At 70.6% G+C, this 15,273-nt stretch carries 9 protein-coding genes and 1 pseudogene; 5 read left to right on the top strand and 5 right to left on the bottom strand.

The annotated features are described in order from the left end of the window. Window positions 1–8: 8 nt before the first annotated feature. From PKO50_RS07150 to PKO50_RS07140, 3 genes and pseudogenes are all read right to left on the bottom strand, one after another. Window positions 9–1,475: a DUF6531 domain-containing protein gene (locus PKO50_RS07150; RefSeq protein ID WP_275629233.1), complete on the bottom strand. Its 1,467-nt coding sequence runs from the start codon at window positions 1,473–1,475 to the stop codon at window positions 9–11. Between the two features lie 198 nt (window positions 1,476–1,673). Further along, a complete protein-coding gene (locus PKO50_RS07145) occupies window positions 1,674–6,005 on the bottom strand; it encodes a DEAD/DEAH box helicase (protein ID WP_275629232.1) in 4,332 nt (1,443 codons plus the stop codon). Between the two features lie 419 nt (window positions 6,006–6,424). After that, window positions 6,425–7,986, bottom strand: a pseudogene (locus tag PKO50_RS07140) (sigma-54-dependent transcriptional regulator). Window positions 7,987–8,247: 261 nt separating this feature from the next. On the opposite strand from PKO50_RS07140, the gene phhA reads away from it, so the two are divergent. The 3 genes from phhA (at window position 8,248) to PKO50_RS07125 (ending at window position 10,724) form a co-directional block, all read left to right on the top strand. Continuing rightward, entirely contained in the window at window positions 8,248–9,036 is a 789-nt protein-coding gene (gene phhA, locus PKO50_RS07135) for a phenylalanine 4-monooxygenase (RefSeq protein WP_275629231.1), read from the top strand. 138 nt (window positions 9,037–9,174) lie between these two features. Then, window positions 9,175–9,531 carry a 4a-hydroxytetrahydrobiopterin dehydratase gene (locus PKO50_RS07130; protein WP_089393569.1) on the top strand — a complete coding sequence of 119 codons (357 nt, stop codon included), beginning with the start codon at window positions 9,175–9,177 and terminating at the stop codon, window positions 9,529–9,531. After that, the gene (locus PKO50_RS07125) at window positions 9,528–10,724 is read left to right on the top strand and encodes an amino acid aminotransferase (protein ID WP_275629230.1); all 1,197 of its coding nucleotides are present in this window, start codon (window positions 9,528–9,530) and stop codon (window positions 10,722–10,724) included. Before PKO50_RS07130 ends, PKO50_RS07125 begins: the two co-directional genes overlap by 4 nt. Before the next feature lie 55 nt (window positions 10,725–10,779). On the opposite strand, the gene PKO50_RS07120 is transcribed toward PKO50_RS07125, so the two are convergent. Then, complete coding sequence (locus PKO50_RS07120) at window positions 10,780–11,811, bottom strand: AraC family transcriptional regulator (protein ID WP_275629229.1); 1,032 nt, start codon at window positions 11,809–11,811, stop codon at window positions 10,780–10,782. 113 nt (window positions 11,812–11,924) lie between these two features. Here PKO50_RS07120 and PKO50_RS07115 point away from each other — a divergent pair, with 113 nt between their 5' ends. After that, window positions 11,925–12,818 carry a TauD/TfdA family dioxygenase gene (locus PKO50_RS07115; protein ID WP_275629228.1) on the top strand — a complete coding sequence of 298 codons (894 nt, stop codon included), beginning with the start codon at window positions 11,925–11,927 and terminating at the stop codon, window positions 12,816–12,818. Between the two features lie 356 nt (window positions 12,819–13,174). On the opposite strand, the gene PKO50_RS07110 is transcribed toward PKO50_RS07115, so the two are convergent. After that, window positions 13,175–14,074 (bottom strand): LysR family transcriptional regulator, encoded by a 900-nt coding sequence (locus PKO50_RS07110; protein WP_275629227.1) that lies wholly within the window; start codon window positions 14,072–14,074, stop codon window positions 13,175–13,177. Between the two features lie 109 nt (window positions 14,075–14,183). Between PKO50_RS07110 and PKO50_RS07105 the strand changes: the two genes are divergently transcribed. Continuing rightward, complete coding sequence (locus PKO50_RS07105; protein WP_109935470.1) at window positions 14,184–15,254, top strand: AbrB family transcriptional regulator; 1,071 nt, start codon at window positions 14,184–14,186, stop codon at window positions 15,252–15,254. Window positions 15,255–15,273: the final 19 nt, after the last annotated feature.

Below are 15,273 nucleotides of genomic sequence, written 5' to 3'. Positions count from 1 at the left end.
CTCCTTGCTCAAAGCGCTTCGGTGGTTTGCGCGATGACGCGACCACGCCCGTCGTACTGGTAGCGGGTGACCCGCCCCGCCTCGGTGATGCTCAGCGGCAGGGCCAGGGTGGGATGCCAGGTGGTGGCGATGGTGCGGGCCTGCGCGGTGCCGGCGGCCTCGGTACGGGAGATTTCCAGGCCGCGCGCGTCGTACTGGTAGGTGGTCAGGTTGCCGTTCCAGTCGGTTCGGCTGGCCGGCAGCCCGCTGGCCAGGTAGGTGACCTGCTGGCTGGCGGCCGGGCAGTGGGCGCTGGCTTCGCCGTCGCGGCGGGTGACCAGGCGGCGCTGGTCGAAGGTCTGGTAGTGGTAGAGCATCGACTTGCCCAGGGGGTTGGTGATCCGCACGCGGTTGGCATCGAGGTAGGCGAACTGCACGCTGCCGGCCTCGCCGGCATGGCTGCTGGAGGTGGCGCGCCCCTGGGCGTCGTAGGTCCAGGTGGCGAAGCGCAGGCCGCGGGCATCGGTGATCCCCGTGAGCAGCTGCGGGCGCTCGGCGACTTCGTAGTGGTAGTGCTGCTCTTCGTCACCCCGCATGACGCTGGCGAGGCGGCCGCGGTCGTCGTAGCGGTAGCTGACGCTCCAGTCGCCGAACTGCAGGCTCGCCAGCCGTTCGCCGTCGTAGCCGAGGCTGATCTGGCGGCCGCCGGCATCGCTGATCCGCACCAGGCGGCCGCCGGTATCCCGGGTGAACTGCAGGCTGCTGCCGATCACCGGGTCGAGGCGCCGCAGTTGCCCGAGCGCATCGTAGGTTTCGACGCTGGCGTCGGCGCCGGTGAGGCTCCAGCCGCCCTGTTCGGGCAGTTCGACCAGCGTGAGGCGCTCGTCGGCACTGGCCGTCCACTTGCCCGCCACGCGGGTGAAAGCGACTGCCCGGCCGTCGTCGCGATAGGCCTTCAGCGTGTCTGCCGTGAGCTTGGCGATGCGCTGGTTCCAGCCATGGCTCCAGCCGACTCCGAGGTCGCCGGCCTGGTTGCGGCTGCTCCAGTAGTTGCGGCTGAAGCCCAGCCTGGAGCCGGGCACGCTCAGATCGACCTCGACCTGCACCTTCTGCCCGGTGGCGCCGAGGATGGGGTTGCTGTCGTTGCATTCGTTGCTCTGGCATTGCGCGCAACACTGGCCGCTGCCATCCAGCACGCCGCTGGGGCAAAGGTCCGCCTCGCCGGAACGGTAGACAGAGGAAAGGTGGTAGGTGTCGGGTAGCCAGCGACCGAACAAGCGGCGCTCGATCACGAAGCGGCAAATGGACTCCGTGCCGTCGAGGTCGGTGAGCGAGTAGCTGTTGATGCGCCACTGCTGGCCGGGGCTCTGCTCGCGCTTCTGGAGCAGTTTGCGAAGGCTCTCGCCCTGCTCGCAGGCGGCTTCGGCCGAGGGCCAGGGGGTACGGGTCGCGTCGCGCCACTGGTATTCCGCCAGGCAGGCCTGGCTGATCAACAAGGCTCCCACTCCTGGGAGCAGGCAATGCAGATATGGACGAGGGTGCATGCTGGGTCCTCCATGAACAGTGGAGGCTCCAGTCAAGCGATGGCGGCAGGCGAAAAACGTTAACGCCTAGCCACTCCGGGCATCAGCAAAGCATCCCACGCCAATCGAGGATTCCACCTACCGGCAGAACGCCCTCGCTGACGAATGCGCCTAAAGGCGTCGGATCAGCGACTCCCGCGCCTTCGCCATTTCCTCCGCCGGCAGCTCCGCCCAGAGCACCGGCTTGCCGGCGATGAGCGCGCCCAGGGCGACGCCGTCGCGGTAGAGCACGCGGTTGCCGGCCACCGCCGGGACCTTGCTGCCCGGCAGCAGGGTGCCGGCGAGGTTGAGCGGGTCCACCGCCGAGAGCACCAGGTATTCGCCGTCCTTCTCGCGCCGGCGCACTTCGCGCAGCAGGCCCACGGCCTCGGGCAGGGCGAACTGTTCGCCGGTGAGGCCGGCGACGAAGCGCCCGCCGCGGATTTCCCCGCGGGCTTCCAGGCGATGGTAGACGCGCAGCAGGTCGCGCCAGGGCGGCAGCCAGTCGGCCTCGCGTTCCAGCACGCGCCAGCAGACCACGCCGTAGCGGCGCAGCAGGGTCATGGCGACGTGCTCCAGCACTTCGGCCTGCAGGCGTGGCGGCTGGCCCTCCAGCAGTTCGTTGCGCGGGCGGCGCAGCAGCGCCCAGCGGCCGGCGTCGGCCATGCCGAACAGCGGCGTGCGGGCCCGGCGCTCCTGGCGGCTGCGCTTGGCCGCCGGCAGCAGCAGCGCGCGCAGGCCGGCGAAGCTGTCGGCGTTCACCCGGCCCACCGCCACCAGTTCGCCGAGGGCCATTTCCAGTTCGCTGCGCAGCAGGTGCGCCTCGCTGGAAAGTTCGTCGAAAAAGAGCGCGCCTTGCTCCTGCAAGGCCTGCAGCACCTTCTGCGCCCTGGAGGACAGCTCGGGCTCCGGCGCGTCGGCGCACAGCGCGCCCCACAGCGGCAGCTGACGGCGCGGCAGCAGGACGATGGGGGTGCTGCGCAGCGGCCCGGCGCCGCTGCGCCCGCGCGCCGTGCTCCGGCTCGGCAGGCGCGCCCAGACCAGGCGGCCGGCGCGGCACAGGTCGTCCAGCCAGTTGATGCCGTAGTCGGCCACCCGCGCCGGCAGCAGGTCGCTTTCCCAGGCCCCGGCGGCGGCCTGGAAGCCTTCCAGCTGGCTCAGCACGCCGGCCAGGGCCTCGGCGCCGCGCACCCGCGTGGCCCGGGACACCCGCTGCCAGTCGAACAGGAAGCGCATGAAGTCGGCGCGCTCCACCGGCTCGATCTCGCGGCGCAGGCGGCGCACCGTGTAGCGGTGGATGCGCGCCAGCAGGTGGCGCTCGCACCATTGCTCGCCGTCGGCGTCGGGGCTGAAGCGGCCGCGCAGCACATAGCCCTCCCGCTCCAGGCCGGCCAGGGCGAAGGCTACGTCGGCAGCCGGCAGGTCGAGGTCGGTGGCCAGTTGCGCCTGGGTGCGCGGGCCGAAGCCGGTCAGGCGCGCGCGCAGCAATTCCAGGCGCGCGTCCTCGGCGGACCAGCCTTCCTGCAGCGCCGCCGGCAGTTGCAGCGCCGGTGACAAGCGCGCCTGTGGATAGACCGCCAGCAACTGGCTGAGGCGTTCGGCGGCCACCCAGAGGTCAGCCTCGCCACTGCGCAGGCGCGTTGCCCGTCCGGCCTTGGCCAGGCGCCCCAGCAGCAGCTCCCAGCCCAGGTTGGCGCGGGCTTCCTCGGCGAGGATGCAGCCCAGGCCGGTCAGCGCCTCGTGCATCTCGTCGGGGTCGCGGGCCTGCGGCCAGGCTTCGGCGCGCACCGCGGCGATGGCCTCGGGGTCCAGTGCGCCCAGGTCGTCGGCCGATTCCGGGTCGCTCCAGCGCCGGCTCAGCACGGCCTGGGTGCGGCGCTCTTCCAGCGGGGCGTCGTCGAGGTAGGCGTAGGGGCTGGCGCTGAGCACTTCCGCCGCCAGCGGCGAAGGGGCCGGCAGGTCGCGGGCATGCAGCGCCACCTCGCCGGCCTCCATGCGCCGCAGCAGGGCCAGCCAGCCCTCGCAGTCCATGGCTTCGTGCAGGCAGTCGTCGAGGGTCTGGGCCACCAGCGGGTGATCAGGAATCTGCCGCTCGCCAACAATGTTCTCCAGGCATGCCACCTGATCGGGGAATACCGAGGCCAGCAGATCCTCGCTGCGCATGCGTTGCAGTTGCGGCGCCACCTTGCGGCCGCCGCGGAAGCGCGGCAGGGCCAGCGAGGTGGTGGCGTTCCAGCGCCAGCGCACGCCGAACAACGGAGCGTCGAGCAGGGCCTGGACGAGCACGTGCTCGGCGTTCTTCGCGTTCAGGTAGCGCCACACCTCGTCCAGCGGGAAGCTGTGGCTGGTGGACAGCGAGAGGATGATGGCATCCTCGGTGGCCGCCGCCTGCAGCTCGAAGTTGAAGGTGCGGCAGAAACGCTTGCGCAGGGCCAGGCCCCAGGCGCGGTTGATGCGGCTGCCGTAGGGCGAGTGCAGCACCAGCTGCATGCCGCCGGATTCGTCGAAGAAGCGCTCCAGCACCAGCGCCGACTGGCTCGGCAGCACGCCGAGGGCGGCGCGGGCGCGGGCCAGGTACTCCACCAGTTGGCGCGCCGCGGCTTTCTGCAGGCCGAGGTCGTCCTCCAGCCAGCGCAGCGCCGGGGCCAGGGGTTCGGCACTGCCCTGCCCTTCGGCCAGCAGGTCATCCAGGCGCTCGCGCAGGCGCGACACGCTGACCGAAAGCTCGTCGCTGCGCCCCGGCGCCTCGCCCAGCCAGAACGGGATGTTCGGCGGCAGGCCCTGGGCGTCCTCGACGCGCACCTTGCCCGGTTCCACGCGGAGGATGCGGTAGGACACGTTGCCCAGCTGGAACACGTCGCCGGCCAGGCTCTCCACGGCGAAGTCCTCGTTCACCGTGCCCACGGCCAGGCCCTGGGGCTCCAGCAGCACCTGGTAGTCGCCGGCGTCGGGGATGGTGCCGCCGGAGGTCACCGCGGTCAGCCGCGCGCCGCGCCGGCCGCGCAGCAGGCCGTGGACGCCGTCGCGGTGCAGGTAGGCGCCGCGCTGGCCGTTGCGGCTGGTGTAGCCCTCGACGAGCATGCGCAGCACGGCGTCGAAGCGCTCGCGCGGCAGGCCGGCGTAGGGCTGGGCATGGGTCAGCAGTTGGTAGAGTTCGTCCTCGCGCCATTCGCGGCAGGCCACTTCGGCGACTATCTGCTGGGCCAGCACGTCCAGCGGCGCGCGGGGGATCGCCAGGGCGTCCAGTTCGTCGCGGCGCACGCTGTCGAGCAGCGCCACGCATTCGATCAGTTCGTCGCGGGAGGTCGGGAACAGCCGGCCCTTGGGCGTGCCGCCGACGCTGTGCCCGGAACGCCCGACACGCTGCAGGAAGGAGGCGATGGAACGCGGCGAGGCGACCTGGCAGACCAGTTCGACGTCGCCGATGTCGATGCCCAGTTCCAGCGAGGCGGTGGCCACCAGCACCGTCAGGCGCCCGGCCTTGAGCCGTTGCTCGGCGCCCAGGCGCTGTTCCTTGGACAGGCTGCCGTGGTGCGCGGCGACCTTGTCGATCCCCAGGCGCTCGCCCAGGTGGCGGGTAATGCGCTCGGCCAGGCGCCGGGTATTCACGAAGACCAGGGTGGTGCGGTGCTCCTCGGCCAGCGCGGCGAGTCGGTCGTAGACGCTGTCCCAGACCTCGTGGGACATCACCGCCTCCAGCGGCGCCGGCGGCACCTCGATGCCCAGGTCGCGGGCGCGGCTGTAGCCGATGTCGACGATGCGGCAGTCCGCGTGGCCGCAGAGGAATTCCGCCACTGCCTCGATGGGCTTCTGCGTGGCCGACAGGCCGATGCGCACCAGCGGTTCGGCGCATAGCGCCTGCAGGCGTTCCAGGGACAGCGCCAGGTGGCTGCCGCGCTTGCTGCCGGCCAGGGCGTGGATCTCGTCGACGATGACGCTGCGCGCGCCGGCCAGCATCTGCCGCCCGGAGTCGGAGCCGAGCAGCACGTAGAGGGATTCGGGGGTGGTCACCAGGATGTGCGGCGGCCGCCGGCGCATGGCCTCGCGCTCGCCCTGGCTGGTGTCGCCGGTGCGCACCGCGCTGCGGATGTCCACGGCCGGCAGGCCCAGGCGCTCCAGCTCGGCGCGGATGCCGGCCAGCGGCTCCTCCAGGTTGATGCGGATGTCGTTGGACAGCGCCTTGAGCGGCGAGACGTAGACCACGCAGGTGCGGTCCGGCAGCTCGTCGCCGTTGGCCAGGCCCTCGCGCACCAACTGGTCGATGGCCGAGAGGAAGGCGGTGAGGGTCTTGCCAGAGCCGGTGGGCGCGGCGACCAGGGTCGAGCGCCCGGCGCGGATCGACGGCCAGGCCTGCACCTGGGCCGGGGTGGGCGCGGCGAAATGGCGGGCGAACCAGGCGGCGACGGCGGGGTGGAAACCCTGGAGGACGTCGCTGGGGGGCGCGCTGCTGGCGAGTCGGTTCATGGGCACCAATATGGTGGCAGCGCGCGAAGCCCTCAAGGGCCGCCGATCGCGGCTAGGGGCTAGGCGGTGGCCAGGTTCAACCCTGGCGCGGATTGCCGCCTGGGTGTGGCGGCGTATAACCGCGAACGGTTATACGCCCTACGTCACGGTCAAGCCTGGCGTGGGGCGAACAATCGCTCCTACAGGTTGACGCCGAACCTCCCGCCCCTGCCGGACGGCTCCCTCTCCCGCTTGCGGGAGAGGGCTGGGGAGAGGGGCGGAGTCAATCCGAAGCACAGTTGCCGCCTGGTGTGGCGGCGTATAACCGCGAACGGTTATACGCCCTACGTCACGGTCGAGTCTGGCGTAGGGCGAATAACGCTCCGCGTTATCCGCCGTTTGGCCTTGGCCACAGGCGGCTCCGGGCTTCAAGCTGGCCCCTACGACTCCCCACCCTGCCCCAACCCGTGCTGGCGCAGCTTGTTGGCGATGGTGGTGTGCGAGACGCCCAGGCGCTTGCCCAGCAGGCGGCTGCTGGGGTGCTCGCGGTACAGGCGCTCCAGCACCGCGCGCTCGAAGCGGCCGACGATGGCGTCCAGGCCGCCTTCCAGGGAGAAGTCACCCAAGGGGTGCGGCGCGCCGTAGTCCGGCAGGCGGATGTGCTCGGCCTTGATGGTGCCGCCCTCGCACAGCGAGACGGCCTGGAACAGCACGTTCTCCAGCTGGCGCACGTTGCCCGGCCAGTGGTAGCGGCCCAGGCGGTCCATGGCCTGGGCCGCCAGCTGCGGCAGCGGGCAGCCGATCTGCCGGCTGGCCTGGTCGAGGAAGTGCTCCACCAGCGGCGCCAGGCCATCGAGGCATTCGCGCAGCGGCGGGATGTGCAGCGAAAGCACGTTGAGGCGGTGGTAGAGGTCCTGGCGGAACTCGCCCTTGGCGCACAGCTCGGACAGGTCCACCTGGGTGGCGCAGATCACCCGCACGTCCAGGTACACCTCCTCGTCGCTGCCCACCCGGCGGAAGCAGCCGTCCTGCAGGAAGCGCAGCAGCTTGGCCTGCAGGCGCGGGCTCATCTCGCCGACGCCGTCGAGGAACAGGGTGCCGCCGGCGGTGAGTTCGAGCAGGCCGAGCTTGCCTTCCGGGCGCGCGCCCTCGAAGGCGCCGGGGCCGTAGCCGAACAGCTCGGTCTCGGCCATGGATTCGGGCAGGCCGGCGCAGTTCAGCGCCATGAACGGCGACTGCCCGCGCGGGCTGGCCAGGTGGCAGGCGCGGGCCAGCAGTTCCTTGCCGGTGCCGGTCTCGCCCTCGATCAGCAGCGGCGCGTCCAGCGGCGCCATGCGCCGGGCCTCGCGCACCACCGCGGCCATCACCCGCGAACTCTGGAAAATGCTGTCGAAGCCGCGCAGCTCGTGCTTGCGCACGTTGTAGATGCGCTCGCCGACGCGGTCGGCGCGGTGCAGGGTGAGCACGGCGCCGGCCAGGGCCTCGCTTTCGTCGTGCTCGGTCTGCAGCGGGGCGATGTCGGCGAGGAACACGTCGCCCTTGATCTTCACCCGCAGGCCGTTGATCCGCGCCTTGTTCGCCCGCACCAGCTCCGGCAGGTCGAGGTCCTCGGCGTAGCGCGCCAGGGGATGCCCGGCACCTCGTCGACGCGCACCCCGAGCAACTGCGCGGCGGCGCGGTTGCCGGCGACTATCTGCCCGGCCATGTCGATGGACAGCACCGGGAAGTCCAGCGCCGCCAGCAGTGCGTTCAGCTCCAGGTGGCGGCGCTCGCTGGGCATCAGGCCGACGCGCTTGACGCCGAACACCCCGGGGATGACCTCCAGCTTGGGCTTGAGCGACTGGAACTGCAGGTTGATCAGGTTCGGGCAGAGCAGGTAGATGGCGTTGCCCTGCTCGCCGCCGACCTCGCCGCGGTTGACGTTGATGCCGTAGTCGACCAGCAGGTTGAGGATGTCGCGCAGGATGCCGACGCGGTTCTGGCAGTGGACTTTGATACGCATGGCGAGCCCGGTGATTGTCGTTGTGCGGGGCGACGCCCGGCCGGATTTCGCCGGCGGGGCGGAAATTTCCGTCAAGAATATGTGACAGCCGGCGTCATCAGCAAGTCGATGCCTGGCGATTCACCGCGATTCGTAACCTTTTCTTTACAGGCAAAGGGGATTTGCAGCCCTCGCCCACGGCAGGCAGGGGCTGCATGGGCACGCCGACGCGGCTATTGATTGAGGCATCAAAACAACAAAGGCCTCGAAGCCGGAGGACCCATGAAGACAACGCAGTACGTGGCCCGCCAACCTGACGAAGACGGTTTCATCCACTACCCCGAAGCCGAGCACCAGGTGTGGAACACCCTGATCACCCGCCAGTTGAAGGTGATCGAAGGCCGCGCCTGCCAGGAATACCTGGACGGCATCGAGCAACTCGCCCTGCCCCACGACCGCATCCCGCAACTGGGCGAGATCAACCGCGTACTGCAAGGCGCCACCGGCTGGCGCGTCGCCCGCGTCCCGGCGCTGATCCCCTTCCAGACCTTCTTCGAGCTGCTGGCCAGCCAGCAGTTCCCGGTGGCCACCTTCATCCGCACCCCGGAGGAGCTGGACTACCTGCAGGAGCCGGACATCTTCCACGAGATCTTCGGCCACTGCCCGCTGCTGACCAACCCCTGGTTCGCCGAGTTCACCCACACCTACGGCAAGCTCGGCCTGGCCGCCAGCAAGGAAGAACGCGTGTACCTGGCGCGGCTGTACTGGATGACCATCGAGTTCGGCCTGCTCGACACCCCGCAGGGCCGGCGCATCTACGGCGGCGGCATCCTCTCCTCGCCGAAGGAGACGGTCTACAGCCTCTCCGGCGAGCCCGAGCACCAGGCATTCGACCCCGTGGAAGCCATGCGTACGCCCTACCGCATCGACATCCTGCAGCCGCTGTATTTCGTGCTGCCGGAGCTCAAGCGCCTGTTCGAGCTGGCCCACCAGGACATCATGACGCTGGTCCGCCAGGCCATGCAGCTGGGCCTGCATGCGCCCAAGTTCCCGCCGAAGCAGGCGGCCTGAACCCCGAACGCTGCTACCTGACCTAATGTAGGAGCGAGCTTGCTCGCGAACCCTTCGCGAGCAAGAACCAGGCGTCCCCCCTCGCTCCTACAATCCTAAGCTCAACGCCTTGCCTGCGAACCTTACAAGGAGAACCCCATGACCGCCCTCAACCAAGCCCATTGCGAAGCCTGCCGCGCCGACGCTCCCCACGTTTCCGACGAGGAACTGGCGGAACTGATCAAGCAGATCCCGGACTGGAACATCGAGGTGCGCGACGGCCACATGGAGCTGGAGCGCGTGTACCTGTTCAAGAACTTCCGCCACGCCCTGGCCTTCACCAATGCCGTCGGCGCCATCGCCGAGGAGGAAGGCCACCACCCGGACCTGCTGACCCAGTGGGGCAAGGTCACCGTCACCTGGTGGAGCCACGAACTCAAGGGCCTGCACCGCAACGACTTCATCATGGCCGCGCGCACCGACGCGCTGGCCAAGGTCGCCGAGGGCCGCAAATGAGCCATTTCGCCCAGGTGCCCCGGGTGCCCGGGGACCCCATCCTCGGCCTGCTCGATGCCTACCGCGCCGACCCCAACCCGGCCAAGCTGGACCTGGGCGTGGGCGTCTACAAGGACGCCCAGGGCCTGACGCCGATCCCCCGCGCGGTGAAGCTCGCCGAGCAGTTGCTGGTGGAGCGCGAGACCACCAAGAGCTACGTCGGCGGCCACGGCGACGCGCTGTTCGCCGCGCGCCTGTGCGAACTGGTGCTGGGCAGCGACTCGCCGCTGCTGGCCAGCCAGCGCGCCGACGCCAGCCAGACGCCCGGCGGCACCGGCGCCCTGCGCCTGGCCGCGGACTTCATCGCCCGTTGCCTGCCCGGCCGCGGCATCTGGGTCAGCGACCCGACCTGGCCGATCCACGAGACGCTGTTCGCCGCCGCCGGCCTGAAGGTACACCACTACCCCTACGTCGGCGCCGACAACCACCTGGACGTGGAGGGCATGCTCGCCACCCTGGAAAAGGTGCCCCACGGCGACGTGGTGCTGCTGCACGCCTGCTGCCACAACCCCAGCGGCTTCGACCTGGCCTACAACGACTGGCAGAAGGTGCTGGAAGTGGTGCGCCGCCGCGAGCTGCTGCCGCTGATCGACTTCGCCTACCAGGGCTTCGGCGACGGCCTGGAGGAGGACGCCCGCGCCGTGCGGCTGTTCGCCGAGAGCCTGCCGGAGCTGCTGGTGACCAGCTCCTGCTCGAAGAACTTCGGCCTCTACCGCGACCGCGTCGGCGCCCTGCTCGTCTGCGCCGCCAACGCCGAACAACTGGGCAACGTGCGCAGCCAGCTGGCCAGCCTGGCGCGCAACCTCTGGTCCACGCCGCCGGCCCACGGCGCCGAGGTGGTGGCGACCATCCTCGGCGATCCCGAGCTGAAGCAGGTCTGGCTGGAGGAAGTGACCGCCATGCGCACCCGCATCGCGGCGCTGCGCCTGGGCCTGGTCGAGGCCCTGCAGCCCCACGGCCTGGCCGAGCGCTTCGCGCACATCGCCATCCAGCGCGGCATGTTCTCCTACACCGGGCTGAGCCCGGAGCAGGTGCGCCGCCTGCGCGAGGAACACAGCGTGTACCTGGTCGGCAGCGGCCGCGCCAACGTCGCCGGGCTGGACGCCAACCGCCTGGACGACCTGGCCCGGGCCATCGCCGCGGTCTGCGCCTGAAAGTTTTTTCCACCCTCGCTCGACCGGCCGCTGGCCGGTCTTTTTTTGCCCGCGCTCAGCCCGCCGGCAACGGCCCGGCCTGGCGCTTCCAGCGCCCCGGGGTGGTCCCGGTCCAGCGCTGGAAGGCCCGGCAGAAGCTGGCCGCCTCGGCGTAGCCCAGGCACTGGGCGACGCCGTTCAGGTCCATGCGCGACTCCAGCAGCAGGCGCTCGGCCAGGCGCAGGCGGATGGCGTCGCTCAGCGGCTGGAAGCGCTGGCCTTCGGCGGCCAGGCGGCGCTGCAGGGTGCGCTCGGAAAGCCCCAGGCGCTGCGCCACCTCGCGGCAGCCGGGCAGGCTCGCGGCATCGCGCACCAGCAGGCGCTGCACCGCCCGTGCGGTGGGTGTGGCGGCCAGGGGCAGCGCCAGTTCCTCGCAGAGCTTCTCGCACAACTGCTCGCCACTGCTGCGGCTGTCCGGGTTGGCCTGCGGCAGGCTGGCCTCCAGGTCGGCGCGGGCGAACAGCAGGGCGTTGCGCGTGGCGCCGAAGCGCACCGGGTAGGGCCAGGCGCAGGCATAGGCGTCGGGGTCGGCCGGCGCCTCGGCGCGCAGCTCCAGGGCCAGCGGCTGCACCGGGCGCTGCAGCAGCTCGCCGGCCAGCTGCAGGCAGCCGGCGATGCCGCGCTCGACCACGAAGGCGCGGGCGTCCGGCGGCAGCACCTGGTCGTCGAAGATCATCCAGTGCCCGCGCGGCTCGGCCTCGCTGCTCACCGGGCAAAGCGTCAGGGCCAGGCCCTGGTAGCGGCCGAAGGTCTCGAAGGCCTCCCGCAGGCTGCGGCAGGCGAGCATGGTGAAGCCCAGCAACCCCAGCGAGGTGAGGTGGTAGTGGCGCCCGGCGGCGAAGCCCAGGCCGGGGCGGGCGCCCTGCTGCAGCAGGTTGCGGATCACCGCCAGCTCCTGCCAGGCCTGGATCTGCGCATGGCGCCCGGCCAGTTCGCGCGGCTCGATGGCGCTGCCCACCAGGCAGGCCTCCGCGGCCAGGCCCTCGCTGCGGGCGCAGTCCAGCAGGTGGCGCACGCCGGTGATGTCGCGGGTCTGTCGCCAGTCCATGGGGGCTCCTGCAGGTGGCGGGAATCATCAATTTCTGGCGCCGATCATCATGGCGCAAGTACGCCGCGGCGACCATCCTCAACAGGCCGACAACACCAACAAGAGGGCACCCCATGTTCGAGTTCTTCTACGCCTTGCCGAGCCAGAACCGCGCCGCCAGCTACCGCCACTTCCAGATCGTCCCCGCCACCGGCGCCATAGGCGCGGACGTCAGCGGCGTCGACCTGCGCACCCTGGGCGAGGAAGGCTTCGCCGAACTGCGCCAGGCCCTGCTGGCGCACAAGGTGCTGTTCATCCGCGGGCAGTCGCTGGCCGTCGAGGACCTGGAGGCGGTCACCCTGCGCTTCGGCGAGTTCGGCCGCGAGCCCTACGTCCAGGGCCTGCCCGACCATCCCCACGTGGTGCGGGTGGTCAAGGAGGCCGACGAGAAGACCCCGGTGGTGTTCGGCGGCGCCTGGCACAGCGACTGGTCGTTCCAGGAACGCCCGCCGGCCTTCACCCTGCTCTACGGCCACGACATCCCGCCGTTCGGCGGCGACACCCTGTACGCCAACATGGCGCTGGCCTACGAGTGGCTGTCGCCCAAGCTGCGCGCGCAACTGGAGAGCCTGGACGCCATCCACAGCCCGGAACGCGCCTACGGCGCCGAGGCCAAGCACAACGACCTGATGGAGAACATGGCGGTGCGCTACGGCAACGCCGACGGCGAGACCCGCTCGCACCCACTGGTGACGCGCCACCCGGAGACCGGCAAGAAAATACTCTTCGTCAACCCGGCCTATACCAGCGGCATCAAGGGCATGCGCCCGGCCGAGGCGCAGCCGCTGCTGGACTACCTCTACGGCATCGCCACCCAGCCGGCCTTCACCTGCCGCATGCGCTGGAGCCAGGGCACCCTGGCGATCTGGGACAACCGCAGTACCTGGCACTATCCGGTGTCGGACTACCATGGGATGCGGCGTGAGATGTATCGGACTACGGTGGTGGGTGAGGTGCCTAGCCGGTAAGAGACGCTGCTTTGCTGCTTTGCTCTTCGTAGGAGCGAGCTTGCTCGCGAACAATCTCCCCGATAACTCCTCTGCCAACCCCACCTCTGTTCCCTCTCCCTAACCCTCTCCCTGAAGGGAGAGGGGACCGTTCGGCGTGCTCGGGTATTTTGGAGTTAGCCGGCAACTCCGAAGGTTGCCGGCTGAAACCACTCCTTCTCTCGGCACGGACAAGCCCCCTCTCCCTTCAGGGCGGGGCGCGCAGCCGAGGGATGGGGAGAGGGGGCGGAGTCAATTCGAAGCACCAATGGCCCCGGCAAACTCCGTTCGCGAGCAAGGGCTAGACGCCCCCTCGCTCCTACGAAAAGCCCAGCCCCCTACCCGCCGAACCGCCCCGCATGCTCCTGCAGCATCCCCCGCAACAACTGCGCCGCCGGCGACAGGTAGGCGCCCTGGCGCACCGCCAGGCCCATGGTGCGCGTCAGGGTGGTTTCCGCCAGCCTCACCTCACGCAACTGGCCCATCCCATGCAGCCCGCCGTCCAGCGTTTCGCGGGCGACGAAGCTGAGCAGGCGGGTGCGGGCGATCAGGTTGGGCAGCATGGGGATGGCGTTGGTCTCGATCTGCACCTGCGGCGGCGGCAGGCCGTGGGCCTGGAAGGTGGCGTCCATCCAGCGCCGCGACGACACCCCGGGCGCCGGCAGCACCCAGCGGTAGCGGCACAGGTCGGCGATGGCCACCGGGCCGTCGAACAGCGGGTGCTCGCGGCTGGCCACCACCACCACCTGGTCCTGCAGCAGCGGCTCGCTGGCCAGGTGCGGGTCGTCGAGGATGCGCGAGCAGATCGCCATGTCCAGGCGCCCGCTGCGCAGGGCCTCGCGCAACACGTCGTCCTGGCCCAGGGACAGGCTGATGGTCACCTCCGGGGCGCGCTGCAGCAGTTCCTCCACCAGCGGCGGCAGCAGGTACTCGGCCATGGTCGCGGCACAGCCCAGGCGGATGTTGCCCACCAGGCCGCTGGCGAAGTCGCGCACCTCGCGGCGCGTCTCCTCGATGTCCTGGCGCAGCTGGCGGGCGCGCCGCAGCATCAGCTCGCCGGCGGGGGTCAGGCGGATGCGCCGGCCCTCGCGCTGGAACAGGCTGGTGCCCAGGGACTGCTCCAGGCGCTGGATGCTCTTGGTCAGCGCCGGCTGGCTGCGCCCCAGGCGCTCCGCCGCGCGGCCCAGGTGGCCGAGCTCGGCGATGGTTTCGAAGTAGGCGAGATCGCGCAGGTCCATGGCGGTCATCCGATAAATTTCAGGAATGAATTCATGACTATTAGAAAATGGACTTGATGGATCGCGCTATCGATAATTTTCCGCGTTGTCCGCAGTCCGGAGTCCTCGCGTGTCCAGCCGTCCAGCCCAGCGCCTCAGCCGTATCCCCGCCAGCCTGCAATGGCCGGCCCTGATCCTGGCGGCCGGCGGCGCCGGGCAACTGCTCGCCTGGCTGGGCATCCCCGCCGCGCTCTTCCTCGGCCCCATGCTGGTGGCCATCGCCTTCGGCGTCGGCGGCGCCGGCATCCGCCTGCCGCGCCAGGCCTTCCGCCTCAGCCAGGGCTGCATCGGCCTGCTGGTGGCCCACGCCATCAACTGGTCGGTGCTGCAGGCCATGGCCGCGTCCTGGCCGCTGATGCTCTGCGCCACCCTGCTCACCCTGCTGCTCAGCGCCGTGGTCAGCTACGCCATGGTGCGTTTCGGCGGCATCCCCGGCAGCACCGCCGCCTGGGGCACCGCGCCGGGCGGCGCGGCGGCCATGGTGGCGATGGCCGAGTCCCACGGAGCCGACCCGCGGGTGGTGGCCACCATGCAGTACGTGCGGGTGGTCTGCGTGGTCATGGCCGGCGCCCTGGTCGGCCGCCTGCTGGGCATCGAGGGCGGCGCCTCGGCGGCCCACAGCACGCCGCTGGACGACGCCGGCCACCTGCCCGGCCTGGTCAACTGCCTGCTGCTGATCTTCGTCGGCGTCAGCCTGGGCGCGCGCCTGCCGGCCGGCCCGCTGCTGGTGCCGCTGGTGGCCGGCGCGGCGCTGCAGCTGGGCGGGCTGCTGCAGATCACCCTGCCGCACTGGCTGCTGGTGCTGGCCTACGGGGTGATCGGCTGCTACATCGGCCTGCGCTTCGACCGCGCCAGCCTGGCCTACGTCGGCCGCCACCTGCCGGCCATGCTGGTCAGCGCCATCGCCCTGATCCTCAGCTGCGCGCTCTTCGCCTGGGCCCTGGCGGCCATCACCGGCATGGACTTCCTGTCCCTCTACCTGGCCACCAGCCCCGGCGGCCTGGACGCCATGGCGATCATCGCGGTGGACACCCACTCCGACGTCGGCCTGGTGCTGGCCATGCAGACCCTGCGGCTGTTCGTGGTGCTGTTCAGCGGCGTCTCCATCGCCCGCCTGGTGATCCGCCTGAGCCACGCCTGAGGCCCGGCGCCTTGTGCGC

It is taken from the genome of Pseudomonas sp. 273, from assembly GCF_029201425.1.
GTDB classification, from domain to species: Bacteria; Pseudomonadota; Gammaproteobacteria; order Pseudomonadales; family Pseudomonadaceae; genus Pseudomonas; species Pseudomonas delhiensis.
The sequence above is the reverse complement of the archived record's forward strand: the minus strand, read 5'-3'. Positions and strand labels throughout refer to the sequence as shown.

Bases quoted from the DNA above. Each gene is read 5' to 3' on its own strand.
- PKO50_RS07145 (WP_275629232.1), bottom strand. From the start codon at position 6,005: ATGAACCGACTCGCCAGCAGCGCGCCCCCCAGCGACGTCCTCCAGGGT.
- phhA (WP_275629231.1), top strand. From the start codon at position 8,248: ATGAAGACAACGCAGTACGTGGCCCGCCAACCTGACGAAGACGGTTTC.
- PKO50_RS07130 (WP_089393569.1), top strand. From the start codon at position 9,175: ATGACCGCCCTCAACCAAGCCCATTGCGAAGCCTGCCGCGCCGACGCT.
- PKO50_RS07125 (WP_275629230.1), top strand. From the start codon at position 9,528: ATGAGCCATTTCGCCCAGGTGCCCCGGGTGCCCGGGGACCCCATCCTC.
- PKO50_RS07120 (WP_275629229.1), bottom strand. From the start codon at position 11,811: ATGGACTGGCGACAGACCCGCGACATCACCGGCGTGCGCCACCTGCTG.
- PKO50_RS07115 (WP_275629228.1), top strand. From the start codon at position 11,925: ATGTTCGAGTTCTTCTACGCCTTGCCGAGCCAGAACCGCGCCGCCAGC.
- PKO50_RS07110 (WP_275629227.1), bottom strand. From the start codon at position 14,074: ATGGACCTGCGCGATCTCGCCTACTTCGAAACCATCGCCGAGCTCGGC.